This window comes from Desulfovibrio sp. X2 (genome assembly GCF_000422205.1).
Taxonomy (GTDB): domain Bacteria; phylum Desulfobacterota; class Desulfovibrionia; order Desulfovibrionales; family Desulfovibrionaceae; genus Alkalidesulfovibrio.
Window position 1 is genome coordinate 188,935 of sequence record NZ_ATHV01000004.1, and the last position, 12,170, is coordinate 201,104.

General features: G+C 69.0%; 10 protein-coding genes. 8 read left to right on the forward strand and 2 right to left on the reverse strand.

Going from position 1 to position 12,170, the window contains the following annotated elements:
* Positions 1-16: 16 nt before the first annotated feature.
* From ahbD to DSX2_RS02340, 5 genes are all read left to right on the forward strand, one after another.
* Positions 17-1,309, forward strand: coding sequence for a heme b synthase (ahbD, locus tag DSX2_RS02320; RefSeq protein WP_020879422.1), 1,293 nt, complete (start codon positions 17-19; stop codon positions 1,307-1,309).
* Positions 1,310-1,361: 52 nt separating this feature from the next.
* Positions 1,362-1,823 carry an AsnC family transcriptional regulator gene (locus tag DSX2_RS02325; protein WP_035040194.1) on the forward strand — a complete coding sequence of 154 codons (462 nt, stop codon included), beginning with the start codon at positions 1,362-1,364 and terminating at the stop codon, positions 1,821-1,823.
* On the forward strand, positions 1,823-2,509 hold the full coding sequence (rpe, locus tag DSX2_RS02330; protein ID WP_020879424.1) for a ribulose-phosphate 3-epimerase: 687 nt from the start codon (positions 1,823-1,825) through the stop codon (positions 2,507-2,509). The genes DSX2_RS02325 and rpe overlap by 1 nt, the downstream gene beginning before the upstream one ends.
* A gap of 301 nt (positions 2,510-2,810) precedes the next feature.
* Entirely contained in the window at positions 2,811-3,239 is a 429-nt protein-coding gene (locus DSX2_RS02335) for a universal stress protein (protein ID WP_020879425.1), read from the forward strand.
* A 24-nt stretch (positions 3,240-3,263) separates the two neighbouring features.
* Positions 3,264-4,085 carry a TrkA C-terminal domain-containing protein gene (locus DSX2_RS02340; protein ID WP_020879426.1) on the forward strand — a complete coding sequence of 274 codons (822 nt, stop codon included), beginning with the start codon at positions 3,264-3,266 and terminating at the stop codon, positions 4,083-4,085.
* Between the two features lie 13 nt (positions 4,086-4,098).
* On the opposite strand, the gene DSX2_RS02345 is transcribed toward DSX2_RS02340, so the two are convergent.
* On the reverse strand, positions 4,099-5,532 hold the full coding sequence (locus tag DSX2_RS02345) for an NlpC/P60 family N-terminal domain-containing protein (protein ID WP_152512815.1): 1,434 nt from the start codon (positions 5,530-5,532) through the stop codon (positions 4,099-4,101).
* 190 nt (positions 5,533-5,722) lie between these two features.
* Here DSX2_RS02345 and DSX2_RS02350 point away from each other — a divergent pair, with 190 nt between their 5' ends.
* From DSX2_RS02350 to pruA, 3 genes are all read left to right on the forward strand, one after another.
* Positions 5,723-6,970 carry a sensor domain-containing diguanylate cyclase gene (locus tag DSX2_RS02350; protein WP_236615058.1) on the forward strand — a complete coding sequence of 416 codons (1,248 nt, stop codon included), beginning with the start codon at positions 5,723-5,725 and terminating at the stop codon, positions 6,968-6,970.
* Between the two features lie 299 nt (positions 6,971-7,269).
* The gene (locus DSX2_RS02355; RefSeq protein ID WP_020879429.1) at positions 7,270-7,740 is read left to right on the forward strand and encodes an Lrp/AsnC family transcriptional regulator; all 471 of its coding nucleotides are present in this window, start codon (positions 7,270-7,272) and stop codon (positions 7,738-7,740) included.
* Positions 7,741-7,754: 14 nt separating this feature from the next.
* Positions 7,755-10,778 (forward strand): L-glutamate gamma-semialdehyde dehydrogenase, encoded by a 3,024-nt coding sequence (gene pruA, locus DSX2_RS02360; RefSeq protein ID WP_020879430.1) that lies wholly within the window; start codon positions 7,755-7,757, stop codon positions 10,776-10,778.
* Between the two features lie 522 nt (positions 10,779-11,300).
* Here pruA and fdhD read toward each other — a convergent pair.
* Positions 11,301-12,164 (reverse strand): formate dehydrogenase accessory sulfurtransferase FdhD, encoded by an 864-nt coding sequence (gene fdhD / locus DSX2_RS02365; RefSeq protein WP_020879431.1) that lies wholly within the window; start codon positions 12,162-12,164, stop codon positions 11,301-11,303.
* Between the last annotated feature and the right edge of the window lie 6 nt (positions 12,165-12,170).

Here is a 12,170-nt window from a genome sequence, read left to right on the forward strand (position 1 = left end):
CGGGCCGAAGAGAGCCATGAAGCACGACGAGCACATGAACGGACAGGGACACCCCGCCGCGCATTCTGGCGGACACCAGGGCGGACATCCGGGAGGACACCCGGGCGGACACCCGGGCGGCCATCCCAAGGGACATCCGGGCGGCGCCAAGGGCGACGTGGGCGAGGGCGGGCACGGCGGCGCGAGGACGCTCGAAGACGGCTCGCCCGTCTGCCGCCTCGTGGCCTGGGAGGTCACCCGCTCCTGCAACCTGGCCTGCAAGCACTGCCGGGCCGAGGCGCACCTCGATCCCTATCCGGGCGAGCTCTCCACCGAGGAGGCCAAGGCGCTCATCGAGACCTTCCCGGACGTGGGCAACCCGATCATCATCTTCACCGGCGGCGAGCCGCTCATGCGGCCCGACATCTTCGAGCTCGTGCGCCACGCCAAGGCCCAGGGGCTGCGCTGCGTCATGGCCCCCAACGGCACCCTGGTCACGGCCGAGATCGCGCGCGAGATGAAGGCCGCGGGCATCGAGCGCTGCTCGCTCTCCGTGGACGGCGCGGACGCGGCCACGCACGACGTGTTCCGCGGCGTGCCCGGGGCCTTCGAGGGCGTGCTGAACGCCGTGCGCCACTTCAAGGACGCAGGCATCGAATTCCAGATCAACACCACGGTCACGCGCGGCAACCTGGAGAAGTTCAAGGACATCTTCCACCTGGCCGAGGACCTCGGCGCCTCGGCCTGGCACATCTTCCTGCTCGTGCCCACGGGCCGCGCGGCCGAGCTCGGCGAGGAGATCATCTCCGCGGACGAGTACGAATCCGTGCTCAACTGGTTCTACGACTTCAGAAAGACCACGACCATGCAGCTGAAGGCCACCTGCGCGCCCCACTACCACCGCATCCTGCGCCAGCGGGCCAAGGAAGAGGGCATTCCCGTCAACTTCGGGACCTTCGGCCTGGACGCCGTGTCGCGCGGGTGCCTGGGCGGCGTGGGCTTCTGCTTCGTCTCGCACACCGGCCAGGTGCAGCCCTGCGGCTACCTGGAGCTGGACTGCGGCCAGGTGAAGGAGACGCCCTTCCCCGAGATCTGGCGGCGCTCGCAGCAGTTCCTGAACCTGCGCAACCCCGAGGTCTACACCGGCAAGTGCGGGCAGTGCGAGTACGAGCGCGTGTGCGGCGGCTGCCGGGCCCGCGCCGCCACCATGCGCTCCGGCTACCTGGACGAGGAGCCGCTGTGCTCGTACACGCCCAAAAAGTCCGCAAAGGCGTCCGGGAAGCAGTCCGGCGGCGCGGGGACCTGCGGCGGAGGCTCCTGCCATGGCTGATCCCGTCGCCGCCCGTCCTGCCGCCCGTCCTGCCGCCCGTCCCACCGAAGGTATGGACGACCTGGACAAGCGCCTGCTGGACATCATCCAGTCGCACTTCCCGCTCGTCTCCCGGCCCTACCGCGCCCTCGGCCGCGAGCTCGGCCTGACCGAGGCCGAGACCCTGGCCCGGGTGCGGGCGCTGAAAGCCTCGGGCATCATCCGCCGCACGGGCGCCAACTTCCAGTCCGGCAAGCTCGGCTGGCACTCCACCCTGTGCGCCGCGCACGTGTCCGACGACAAGCTCGATGCCTTCACCGCCGAGGTCAACCGCCACGTGGGCGTGACCCACAACTACCTGCGCCGCCACTTCTACAACGTCTGGTTCTCCTACATCGGCGAGGACGCGGCCACGGTCCAGGCGAAGCTCAAGGCCATCACGCAGAAGACCGGCGTACCAATCATGTACCTGCCGGCCGAGAAGGTTTACAAGATCAAGGTCGACTTCAAGATGAAACGCAAGGGGGATGCGTGATGGAACGCGATATCATTCTGGCCCCGTCCCTGCTCTCGGCCGACTTCACCCGCCTGGGCGAAGAGATGGCGGCCCTTGAGGAAGCGGACATCAAGTGGGCGCATCTGGACATCATGGACGGCATGTACGTGCCGAACATCACCTACGGCCCGGTGATGGTCTCCGCGCTGCGCAAGAAGAGCAACCTCTTCTTCGACTGCCACCTGATGGTCGAGCAGCCCGAGCGCTACGTGGTGGACTTCGCCGAGGCGGGCGCGGATCTCATCTGCGTGCACGCCGAGGCCACCAAGCACCTCGAGCGCACCCTCTCCCACATCGAGGACCAGGGCGTGAAGCCCGCCGTGGCGCTGAACCCGGCCACCCCGCTCGAGATGATCAAGTACGTCCTGCCGCAGTGCCACATGGTCCTGCTCATGAGCGTCAACCCCGGCTTCGGCGGTCAGATGTTCATCCCCTTCGTGCTCGACAAGATCCGCGAGCTGCGGGAGATGATCGACAAGGCGGGCTGCAAGACCCTCATCGAGGTGGACGGCGGCGTGACCCCGGAGAATGCCGAGAACATCGTCGAGGCGGGCGCCGACGTGCTCGTCTCCGGCTCGGCCTTCTTCAAGTTCCCCCCCTACAAGAAGCGCCACGAGCTCTTCCTCTTCCTCGCCAAGAACAAGTTCGGCCCCACCGGCCTCTAGGCCCCGGGCGCTGAAAAAGCGCCGTCTGCTGCGTCGCCTCGAAAAGCTCGAACCCTCGCGTGTGGAGAATACGCGTCGGGCTCGAGCTTTTCTTGCGCCTTGCATCCGACGCGTTTTGAGCGTCCGGGGGAGATGGGGGGCGCGTCCGCAATTCGCGGGGCGGGCAGAGGCAGAGGCCCGCAGCGCGCTCCCCTTCCCCCTCCGCCCTGCCGTCCCCCCTGCCCCTTGCCCTGGAGCGGTTCTGTGCTATTGTCGGGCCGCAATACCCCCCGTCCGTCAGCACCGCACGCGGAGGCGCAGCATGTACGAGACCATCCTGGTGGCCTTCTCATTCTCCGACCCGGGCCGCGCCGCTCTGGCCGCGGGCGCGGAGCTGGCGCGCCGCGAGGGCGCCCGGCTGCACGTCTTCCACGCCCTGGACTACCGCCTCATGCACGACGATCCCGCGCACCCCGCCTGCGTCGCCGCCTGCCTGGAGACAGAGGACCGCTTCCGCAACGAGGAGGGTGAAGGGCTGAAGGACGTCCAGGCCTTCTTCGAGTGCCGCCCGGACGACCCGGCCATGGCCGTGTGCAAGCTGGCCCGGGACCTTCCGGCCTCGCTCATCGTCATCGGCGTCCACCGCAGCAAGCTCGCGCGCATCAGCTACACCGGCATCACGATCATCGAAAACGCGCCCTGCCCGGTGCTCGTGGTGCCCCTGCCCCATGCGCGCCGCACCGCCGCCTGACGCGGCCCGGCCGCAAGGAGCCGCATGCTCGCCATCGTCACCCTTCTTTCTGTCATCGCCTTCTCGCTCGTGGTCACGCGCATCGCCACCATCGCCCTCATGCACACCGGCCTGTCCGAGGACACGGCCCGCTTCCAGGCGCGCTCGGCGCTCACCGGCGTGGGCTTCACCACGCACGAGGCGGAGGGCGTGGTCAACCACCCGGTCAGGCGGCGCATCGTCATGCAGCTCATGCTCTGGGGCAACGCGGGGCTGGTCACGGCCATCTCCTCCCTGGCCCTGACCTTCGTGAACCTCTCCGGGCCCAAGGCGGAGATGCACCACGCCATCTACCTCGGCGCCGGGCTCGTCCTGCTCGTGGCCGCCAGCCGCAGCCGCTTCGTCAACACCCACCTCTCGCGGCTCATCACCTGGGCGCTCAAGCGCTACACGGACATCGACGTGCAGGACTACGTGAGCCTCATGCACCTGGGCGAATTCAGGATCAACGAGCTGATGGTGGAGGACGACTTCTGGCTGGTGGACAAGGACCTGCAGACGCTCGGGCTCAAGAAGCTCGGCCTGCAGGTGCTGGGCATCACGCGGCGCGACGGCCGCTTCGTCGGCACGCCGAGCGGCACGGACGAGATCAAGGCCGGGGACAGGCTGCTGGTCTACTGCCGGGGCGACGTGCTGCGCTCCGTGGACTGGCGGGCCGCGCCCGCGTCCGAGGAAGAGAAGGGTGCGGACGGGGAGCCCTCCCCGTCCCCCGAGGCGCCCCGCGGGCTGCTCGCCAAGGTGCGGGGCAAGGCGGCCAAAAGGAAGGCCGCGAAGAAGGACGACGGGCGGCCGGACGATTCCGGCTGAGAGCCGGGCCCGATCATTTGATGAAGGTCATGGCCGTGAGGCGGTGCACGAGCAGGCCTTCGGGCTTGGCCACCTCGGGCCGCTCCGCGCCGGGCGCGAGCCCGGTGATCACCGAACGTCCGATGACCAGGCGGCCCGCGGGGCCCTGCGCATTCGTGCGCAGCCCCCACACGGTCTGGAAGACCACGGGCTCGCCGTCCCATTTCCCCAGATAGAGCAGGATGTGGCCGGGCATGGCCAGCAGGGTGGCGAAGGGCCGCCCCTGGGCCAGGATCGCGGCGCGCTTGTCCGCGTCCGAGAGCCCCGCGAGCGGGACGGAGGGGCCGCTTCTGGCCTGCTCGGCCGAGTTGCGCGGCAGGGCCAGGCCGAAGGGCGTGAAGATGTCCTGCAGCGACGCGGAGCAGTCGCGCTGGCAGTAGATCCCGCCCCAGCCGTAGGGGTTGCCGAGCAGCTGGTCGATGAGCGCGGCGACGTGCACCGGGGTGAAGGGCCAGGGCATGGGCACTGCCGCGCCGCGTGGGAACAGGGCCTCCACGCTCGTCGCGCCGCCCGTGCCGTCGTCTGCGGGCAGCAGCAGGCTCATCTCGCCCAGGGCGCTGAGCGCGGGCAGGACCATGCCCACGCGTCCGGTGGCCAGGAAGCGGCCCGTGCCCTCGCCGGACTCCGGCGCGTCGACCGGGCAGGCCGAGGACCCGGCCGCGCGCAGGGGCGCGCCGTCCTCGATCAGCGCGGCCAGGGGCAGGGACTCCCAGCGCGCGCGGAAGGTCTCGCCCGCAAAGGCGATGTCGCGCGCGGGCACGAAGCCCGCAGCCGAGGGGCCCTCCACCAGCACCCAGGCGCCGTCCGCCGTGACCTGGGTGGCGAAGAGCGGGGTCCCCGCCTGCACCGCGCTGTTCTGGTTCATGTCGAAGGGAAAGCCCTCGCCCGCCTTCCTCGGATCGTAGAAGACCGGCTCCACCGTGGGCAGCACGCGCAGGTCCAGGCGGCGCAGGGCCACGGCCGGGCGGCAGAGGTTCGGGTAGGTCGCGGGCCGGACGTTTCGCTGCAGCCCCTCCAGCCACTCGGGCGGGCGGGGCCTCAGGTCCTGGCCCCAGATCGTTCCCTTGAAGGCGGAAAAGCCCCACAGGGCGTCCTTGGCCGAGAACGCGGGCTTCGTGCGGTGCCAGGGCGCGAACCAGCGCGCGCAAAACTGCCCGTAGCGCGCCTTCTGGCGGCCGGGCGGGAGCAGCGGCGCGGCCTTGCCCGGCATGTCCAGATAGGCCAGGGCGTTTTGCGGCAGCCGCGCGAGATCAGCCACGGGCTCGGCCGTCCCCCCTGCCCCGGAGGCGGAAGGCGCCCCCGCCCTCCCCTTGCCCGTCGCGGCGCAGCCCACAAGGCCGAGCGTCCAGACGAGCGCCAGGGCGAGGAGCGACGCGACGCGGCAAAGCGACGCCGCGCGCCGTCCCATCGGGAGAAGCGAGGCGGAAGAGGGGACGGAAAAGGGGATGGAGGAAACGGCGGCGGGGCGTTGCTGAACGGGCGGCGTGCTCATGCGGGTTCCTTACTCCGCCCCGGAGACGGCGGCAACCGGGCCTGCGGCTTGCCCCTTTTGCGGTCCGGCAGTATAGGGCCATATGCGCCGCCGCCCTCACGAAGACATGCTCGTCAAGCTGCAGTCCGCCATGCGCGAAATGGCGGAGGTGCACCGCGCGGCGCTCGAATCCTTCGAGAAGATCAGGCGCTGCATAGACCACGTGCAGACCCTGACCACCCTGCGCGACCTGCCCCTGGTGCTCGAGGGCGTGCGCGGCCAGCTCGGCATGGACGAGCTCGGCGTGATCCTGGACGCCGCCATGTTCGGCGAGTTCCTGCCCGACAAGGTGCCCACGGCCGAGCCCCGCGTCCTGCGCGCGCTCCTCTCCGAGCTGCCCGGCAACGGCAGGCCCTACATGGGCACCTGCGACCAGGCGCCCTACCTCGACCACCACCTGGACCCCGCGGCGCCCTGCCCGGCCCCCTGCTCCGGCGAGACGCCGGGCTCCTGCTTCATCCAGCCCCTGCCCAACAAGTACGCGCCCGGTCGGCCCATCGGCGTCATCGTCCTGCGCGACCGCGACGCGCAGCGCTTTTCCAGCGACAAGGCCACGGACTTCCTCGAACACTTCTGCGACCTGCTCGGCCATGCCGTGGTCACGGTGCGCGACCACGACCAGCTCGTGCGCGACACGGTCATCGACGAGCTGACCGGCGCGCACAACCGCCACTACCTCGTGCGCCACGCCCCGCGCCTCCTGGCCCTGGCCGAGCGCAAGGGCATGCCCCTCGCCCTGCTCTTCGTGGACCTGGACCGCTTCAAGCCCGTCAACGACCTGCTCGGCCACGACGCGGGCGACTGCGTGCTGCGCGAGGCGGCCCGGCGCATGCGCGAGGTGGTGCGCGGCTACGACATCTTCGCGCGCCTGGGCGGCGACGAGTTCGTGGTGCTCATGCCCGACGCGGGCGAGGACGAGGCCGTGGCCCTGGCCGAACGGCTGCGCGAGGAGGTGGCCGCCGTGGACGTGGCCGCGTGCACCGCGCAGGTCTGCGCCGCGCCGGACGGGATCGGGAATGGGACGGAAAGGAAGGACGGAACTTTCGACGGCGAAACGGCCGCGGCGCCGAATCCGGCGGCCCGGGGGCTGACGCTCTCCGCCTCCGTGGGCCTGGCCCTGCACGCGCCCGGCCGCACCCTGGACGACCTGCTGCACCTGGCGGACCAGAACATGTACCGCGCCAAGCGCGCGGGCCAGGATGGCGGCCCCCGGGAGAGCGGGCAGAATATCGGGCAGGATAGCGGGCAGGATAGCGGGCAGGACGGGGGAGAAGCCGACGGGGACGAGGCCGAGACCGCCGCCGCCTCGACCTGAGCCGCTACGCCCGCGGCCCGCGGGCCCGGTCCCCCGGTCGACGACCGGACGACGAAAAGTCAAACGGCGGGCACGGCCCGCCGTTTTTCTTTGTGGCCCGGCGAAAACCCCAGACATCGCCGGGCACATGAGGCGACAAGGAGTTGCCTGCCCTATCGGTCGTCTGGCAGAAACCTTTAGAGAGAATCCACGGATTCCCATTTTCGTGATCCATGCGGAAAAAGAGGCTCAGGCCAGACGATCGTCTTGACTTTTCTGGCCCACCACGAATAAACGTCACTTTGAACGGGGTAATTCGTATGATCGACGCAATCGACAGAAAAATCCTGAACATCCTTCGCAACAACGCGCGGGTGCCCAACGCCGAGATCGCCAGGACCATCGGCATGGCGCCGTCCGCCGTGCTCGAGCGCATCCGCAAGCTGGAACGCCGCGGTGTCATCGAGCGCTACGAGGCCCGCATCGACCCCAAGGCCACCGGCCTCGGGCTGACCGCGTACACCTTCGTGCATGTGGAGGAGGGTGTGGGCACCCTGGACACCGGACAGAAGCTCGCCGCCCTGCCCGAGGTCCTGGAGACGCACTACACCGCGGGACAGGCCGCCTACCTGATCAAGGTCAGGGTGGCGGACACCGAGGCCCTGGCCGAATTCCTCCAGCGTATCGGCAAGATCCCCGGCGTGCGCGACACGAACTCCACCATCGTGCTGCGCACCATAAAGGAAACGGCTTCCATCCCCCTCTCGGCGCCGCCGGAGGACAACGACTAGGAGCGCACGCGACCATGGACATGCAGCAGATCGACCAGAACATCGTCGCCCGGGGCAAGGAGTTCTTCGCCTCCATCAAGGGCGAGGCTCCGAGCATCTTCAACAAGGGCTTCTGGACCGGCAAGGTCATGGACTGGGCCATGCAGCACGAGGACTTCAAGGTCCAGCTGTTCCGCTTCGTGGACGTCCTGCCCTACCTGAACACCTCCGATTCGCTGCAGCGCCACATCGACGAATACTTCACCGGCGAGGGCGCCGGAGACATCCCCGCCGTGCTCAAGTGGGGCGCGGAGAAGTCCGGCCTGTTCGGCAGCCTCGCCGCCAAGGCCATGGGCAAGATCATCCGCACCAACATCGAGGGCATGGCCAAGCAGTTCATCATCGGCGAGAACACCAAGGAGGCCGTCAAGTCGCTGAACAAGCTGCGCAAGGACGGCTTCGCCTTCACCGTGGACCTGCTCGGCGAGGCCACGGTCTCCGAGTTCGAGTGCGACGAGTACATGCAGGGCTACATGGACGTCCTGAATGCCGTGGAGAAGGAGCAGAAGAGCTGGAAGGCCCACAACTCCTCCGGCGACCTCGACTGGGGCTGCGCGCCCAAGGTCAACGTCTCGGTCAAGCCCTCCGCCTTCTACTCCCAGTCCAAGGCCGTGGACGTCGCGGGCACGGTCTCCGGCATGCTTAAGCGCATCCGCCCCATCTACAAGAGGATCGTCCAGATGGGCGGCGCCATGTGCATCGACATGGAGCAGCTGAAGTACAAGGAAGCCACCCTCGAGCTCTTCAAGCGGCTGCGCTCCGATCCCGAGTTCAGCCACTGGCCGCACCTCTCCGTGGTCCTGCAGGCCTACCTCCGCTCCACCGAGGACGACCTGAAGGAGCTCATCGCCTGGGGCCGCGAGACGAAGCTGCCCTTCGGCCTGCGCCTGGTCAAGGGCGCCTACTGGGACTACGAGACGGTCGTCGCCATGCAGTCCGGCTGGCCCGTCCCCGTGTGGACCAGCAAGCCCGAGTCCGACATCGCGCACGAGCGCTGCTCGCGCCTGATCCTCGAGAACTCCGACCTCGTCTACTTCCAGTGCGCCTCGCACAACATCCGCACCATCAGCGCGGTCATGGAGATGGCCAAGGCCCTCTCCGTGCCCGAGCAGCGCTTCGAGTTCCAGGTGCTCTACGGAATGGCCGAGCCCGTGCGCAAGGGGCTCAAGAACGTGGCCGGACGCGTGCGCCTCTACTGCCCCTACGGCGACCTCCTGCCCGGCATGGCCTACCTGGTCCGCCGCCTGCTCGAGAACACGGCCAACGAATCCTTCCTGCGCCAGGGCTTCGCGGACAACGTGGACGTGGCCCAGCTCATGGAGAACCCGAGCCAGACGCTCGAACGCGAGCGCGCCGCCGCCCCCTGCAAGGCCCCGGCCGAGGTCTCGGCCAAGGACCAGGCCTCCGGCCTCACGCCCTTCAGGAACGATCCCTACGTCGACTTCACCATCCCGGCCATGCGCAAGGGATTCGTGGACGCCATCGCCGAGGTCCGCGCCAGGAAGGGCCGCACCTACCCGCTCTTCATCGGCGGCCGCGAAGTGACAACCTCCGATCTCATCCCCTCCTACAACCCGGCCGATCCCGACGAGGTGCTGGGCCAGGTCTGCCAGGCCGGAACGGCCGAGGTGGACGACGCCATCGCCGCGGCCGAGCGCGCCTTCCCCGCCTGGCGCGACACGCCCGCCGAGAAGCGCGCCGAGGTGCTGCTGAAGGCCGCCGCCATCTGCCGCCGCCGCAGCTTCGAGCTCTCGGCCTGGCAGGTGCTCGAGGTCGGCAAGCAGTGGGACCAGGCCTACCACGACGTGGGCGAGGCCATCGACTTCCTCGAATACTACGCCCGCGAGACCATCCGCCTGGGCAAGCCGCGCCGCATGGGCAACATGCCGGGCGAGCTGAACCACCTCTTCTACCAGCCCAAGGGCATCGCCGCGGTGGTCGCCCCCTGGAACTTCCCCCTCGCCATCTCGCTCGGCATGACCTCGGCCGCCATCGCCTGCGGCTGCCCCGTGGTCTACAAGCCCTCCTCCATCTCCTCCCTCGTGGGCTGGGGCATGGTGGAGATCTTCCGCGAGGCCGGGCTGCCCGACGGCGTGTTCAACTACTGCCCGGGCCGCGGCAGCGTCATGGGCGACTACCTCGTCGAGCATCCCAAGGTCAGCGTCATCGCCTTCACCGGCTCCGTCGAAGTGGGCCTGCGCATCCAGGAGAAGGCCGCCGTGGTGCGGCCGGGCCAGGAGCAGTGCAAGAAGGTCATCGCCGAGATGGGCGGCAAGAACGCCATCATCGTGGACGACGACGCGGACCTCGACGAGGCCGTGATCCAGATCATGTACTCGTCCTTCGCCTTCCAGGGCCAGAAGTGCTCCGCCTGCTCGCGCGTCATCGTGGTCGAGCCCATCTACGAGCGCTTCATCGCCCGCCTCACCGAGGCCGCAAAGTCCATCAAGATCGGCCCGGCCGAGGACCCGAGCAACTACATGGGCCCGGTGGCCGACCTGCAGCAGCAGAAGAACGTGCGCGAGTACGTGGAGATCGCCCGCAAGGAGGGCCGCATCCTGGTCGAGCGCGAAGTGCCCGCCAAGGGCTGCTACGTGCCCCTGACCATCGTGGAAGGCATCCGCCCCGAGCACCGCATCGCCCAGGAGGAGATCTTCGGGCCCGTGCTCGCGGTCATGAAGGCCAAGGACTTTACCGAGGCCATCGCCTTCGCCAACTCCACCCGCTTCGCCCTCACCGGCGCGGTCTTCTCGCGCAGCCCGCGCCACCTGGAGCAGGCGCGCCGCGAGTTCCGCGTGGGCAACCTGTACCTGAACCGCAACAGCACCGGCGCCCTGGTCTACCGCCAGCCCTTCGGCGGCTTCAAGATGTCCGGCGTGGGCTCCAAGGCGGGCGGACCCGACTACCTCCTGCAGTTCCTCGACCCGCGCTGCGTCTCCGAGAACACCATGCGCCGCGGCTTCACGCCCATCGCCGAGGACGACGAGTGGATCTGCTAGCCGCCTGAGCCCCAAAGGCTCCGCACACTGCCCCTTCCAGGCGGCCCGGGAAAAATCCCGGGCCGCTTTTTTTGCCTCCGGCGGTCCGGGAGGGCGCCGCCCTCCCGGAACCCTCCCGCCAGAGAGGGGCTACGCGCCCCTCTCTGGACTCTCCCGCGCGAGGCTCAGCCTCGACCGGCGGCGCACGCCACACGCCCGAATTACGAACACGGGTTTCCTGGGCGTGGAAGCCCTGAAAATATTTGCGCGGAAAATGGCCCCCATCTCTTCCAGGGTGCTCAAAAGGTGCCGGATGCAAGGAGCAAGAAGAGTTCAAGCCCGAAGCGTATTCCTGATACGCGAGGGTTTGAACTCTTCGCAGCAACGCCGCAGACGGTGCCTTTTCAGCACCCTGGCAGGGCGCTCAAAAAGTGTTGGATGCAAGGAGCAAGAAGAGTTCAAGCCCGAAGCGTATTCCTGATACGCGAGGATTTGAACTCTTCGCAGCGACGCCGCAGACGGTGCCTTTTCAGCGCCCTGGGACTAGGAACGGAGCGGTAGGAAGAGGGACGCGTCAACATCCGCGCCCGGCTCGCCCGGCTCCAGAATGCGCTCGGCGTGGCTGTAGACGTTCATGCGCTCGGGGCGCAGGTGGCCGACGAGGGTCATGTTCAGCCCCTCGGCCAGCTCGGCGGCCAGGCTCGTGGCAGCGGAGAGTCCGGCCAGCACCTCCACGCCGAGCATCCCGGCCTTCAGCACCATCTCGTAGGACAGCCGCGAGGAGACGAGCGCCGTGTGCGCCCGCTCGCGCAGCCCCTGGCGCAGCACGCTGCCGATGGCCTTGTCCAGGGCGTTGTGCCGTCCGATATCCTCGGCGAAGGAGATGATCTCGCCCTCCAGGTCGCACAGCGCCGCGAAGTGCGTGGAGCCGGTGCGGCGGAAGACCTCCTGCATGGATTCCACCGCGGCCTTGAGCCGCCAGAGATGCCCCGCCCCCACAGGGTGCGCGCCGGAGACGGGCGGCACGTCGGTGTGCACCTCGGCCAGGCTCTCCTTGCCGCACAGGCCGCAGCTCGACTGGCTCAGATGCTCGCGCGAGCGGCGCAGCCTGGACTCGCGGCAGGCGTCGCGGCGGCGCAGCCGCACGAAGATGCGCTTCTCGCCGAGCCCGGCCGTGCAGTGGGAGATGTCCGCAACGTCCGAGGCGTCGCGGATCAGCCCCTCGGTCAGGCAGTAGCCGAGCACCAGGTCGCGGTCCTGGCCGGGCATGCGCATGGTGATGGCGTAGGGGGAGTCGTCGATGAAGATCTCGAGCGGGTCCTCCACGGCCATGAGGTCGTCGCGGGCGGCCGCGCCGCCCGGGCCGTGGCGCACGATGGCGCGCACGGTCGTCGCCCTTCCCGTCATGCCGTC

Excerpts from the sequence above, each read along its gene's own strand:
- ahbD (WP_020879422.1), top strand. The coding sequence starts at position 17 with ATGAAGCACGACGAGCACATGAACGGACAGGGACACCCCGCCGCGCAT.
- DSX2_RS02325 (WP_035040194.1), top strand. The coding sequence starts at position 1,362 with ATGGACGACCTGGACAAGCGCCTGCTGGACATCATCCAGTCGCACTTC.
- rpe (WP_020879424.1), top strand. The coding sequence starts at position 1,823 with ATGGAACGCGATATCATTCTGGCCCCGTCCCTGCTCTCGGCCGACTTC.
- DSX2_RS02335 (WP_020879425.1), top strand. The coding sequence starts at position 2,811 with ATGTACGAGACCATCCTGGTGGCCTTCTCATTCTCCGACCCGGGCCGC.
- DSX2_RS02340 (WP_020879426.1), top strand. The coding sequence starts at position 3,264 with ATGCTCGCCATCGTCACCCTTCTTTCTGTCATCGCCTTCTCGCTCGTG.
- DSX2_RS02345 (WP_152512815.1), bottom strand. The coding sequence starts at position 5,532 with ATGGGACGGCGCGCGGCGTCGCTTTGCCGCGTCGCGTCGCTCCTCGCC.
- DSX2_RS02350 (WP_236615058.1), top strand. The coding sequence starts at position 5,723 with ATGCTCGTCAAGCTGCAGTCCGCCATGCGCGAAATGGCGGAGGTGCAC.
- DSX2_RS02355 (WP_020879429.1), top strand. The coding sequence starts at position 7,270 with ATGATCGACGCAATCGACAGAAAAATCCTGAACATCCTTCGCAACAAC.
- pruA (WP_020879430.1), top strand. The coding sequence starts at position 7,755 with ATGGACATGCAGCAGATCGACCAGAACATCGTCGCCCGGGGCAAGGAG.
- fdhD (WP_020879431.1), bottom strand. The coding sequence starts at position 12,164 with ATGACGGGAAGGGCGACGACCGTGCGCGCCATCGTGCGCCACGGCCCG.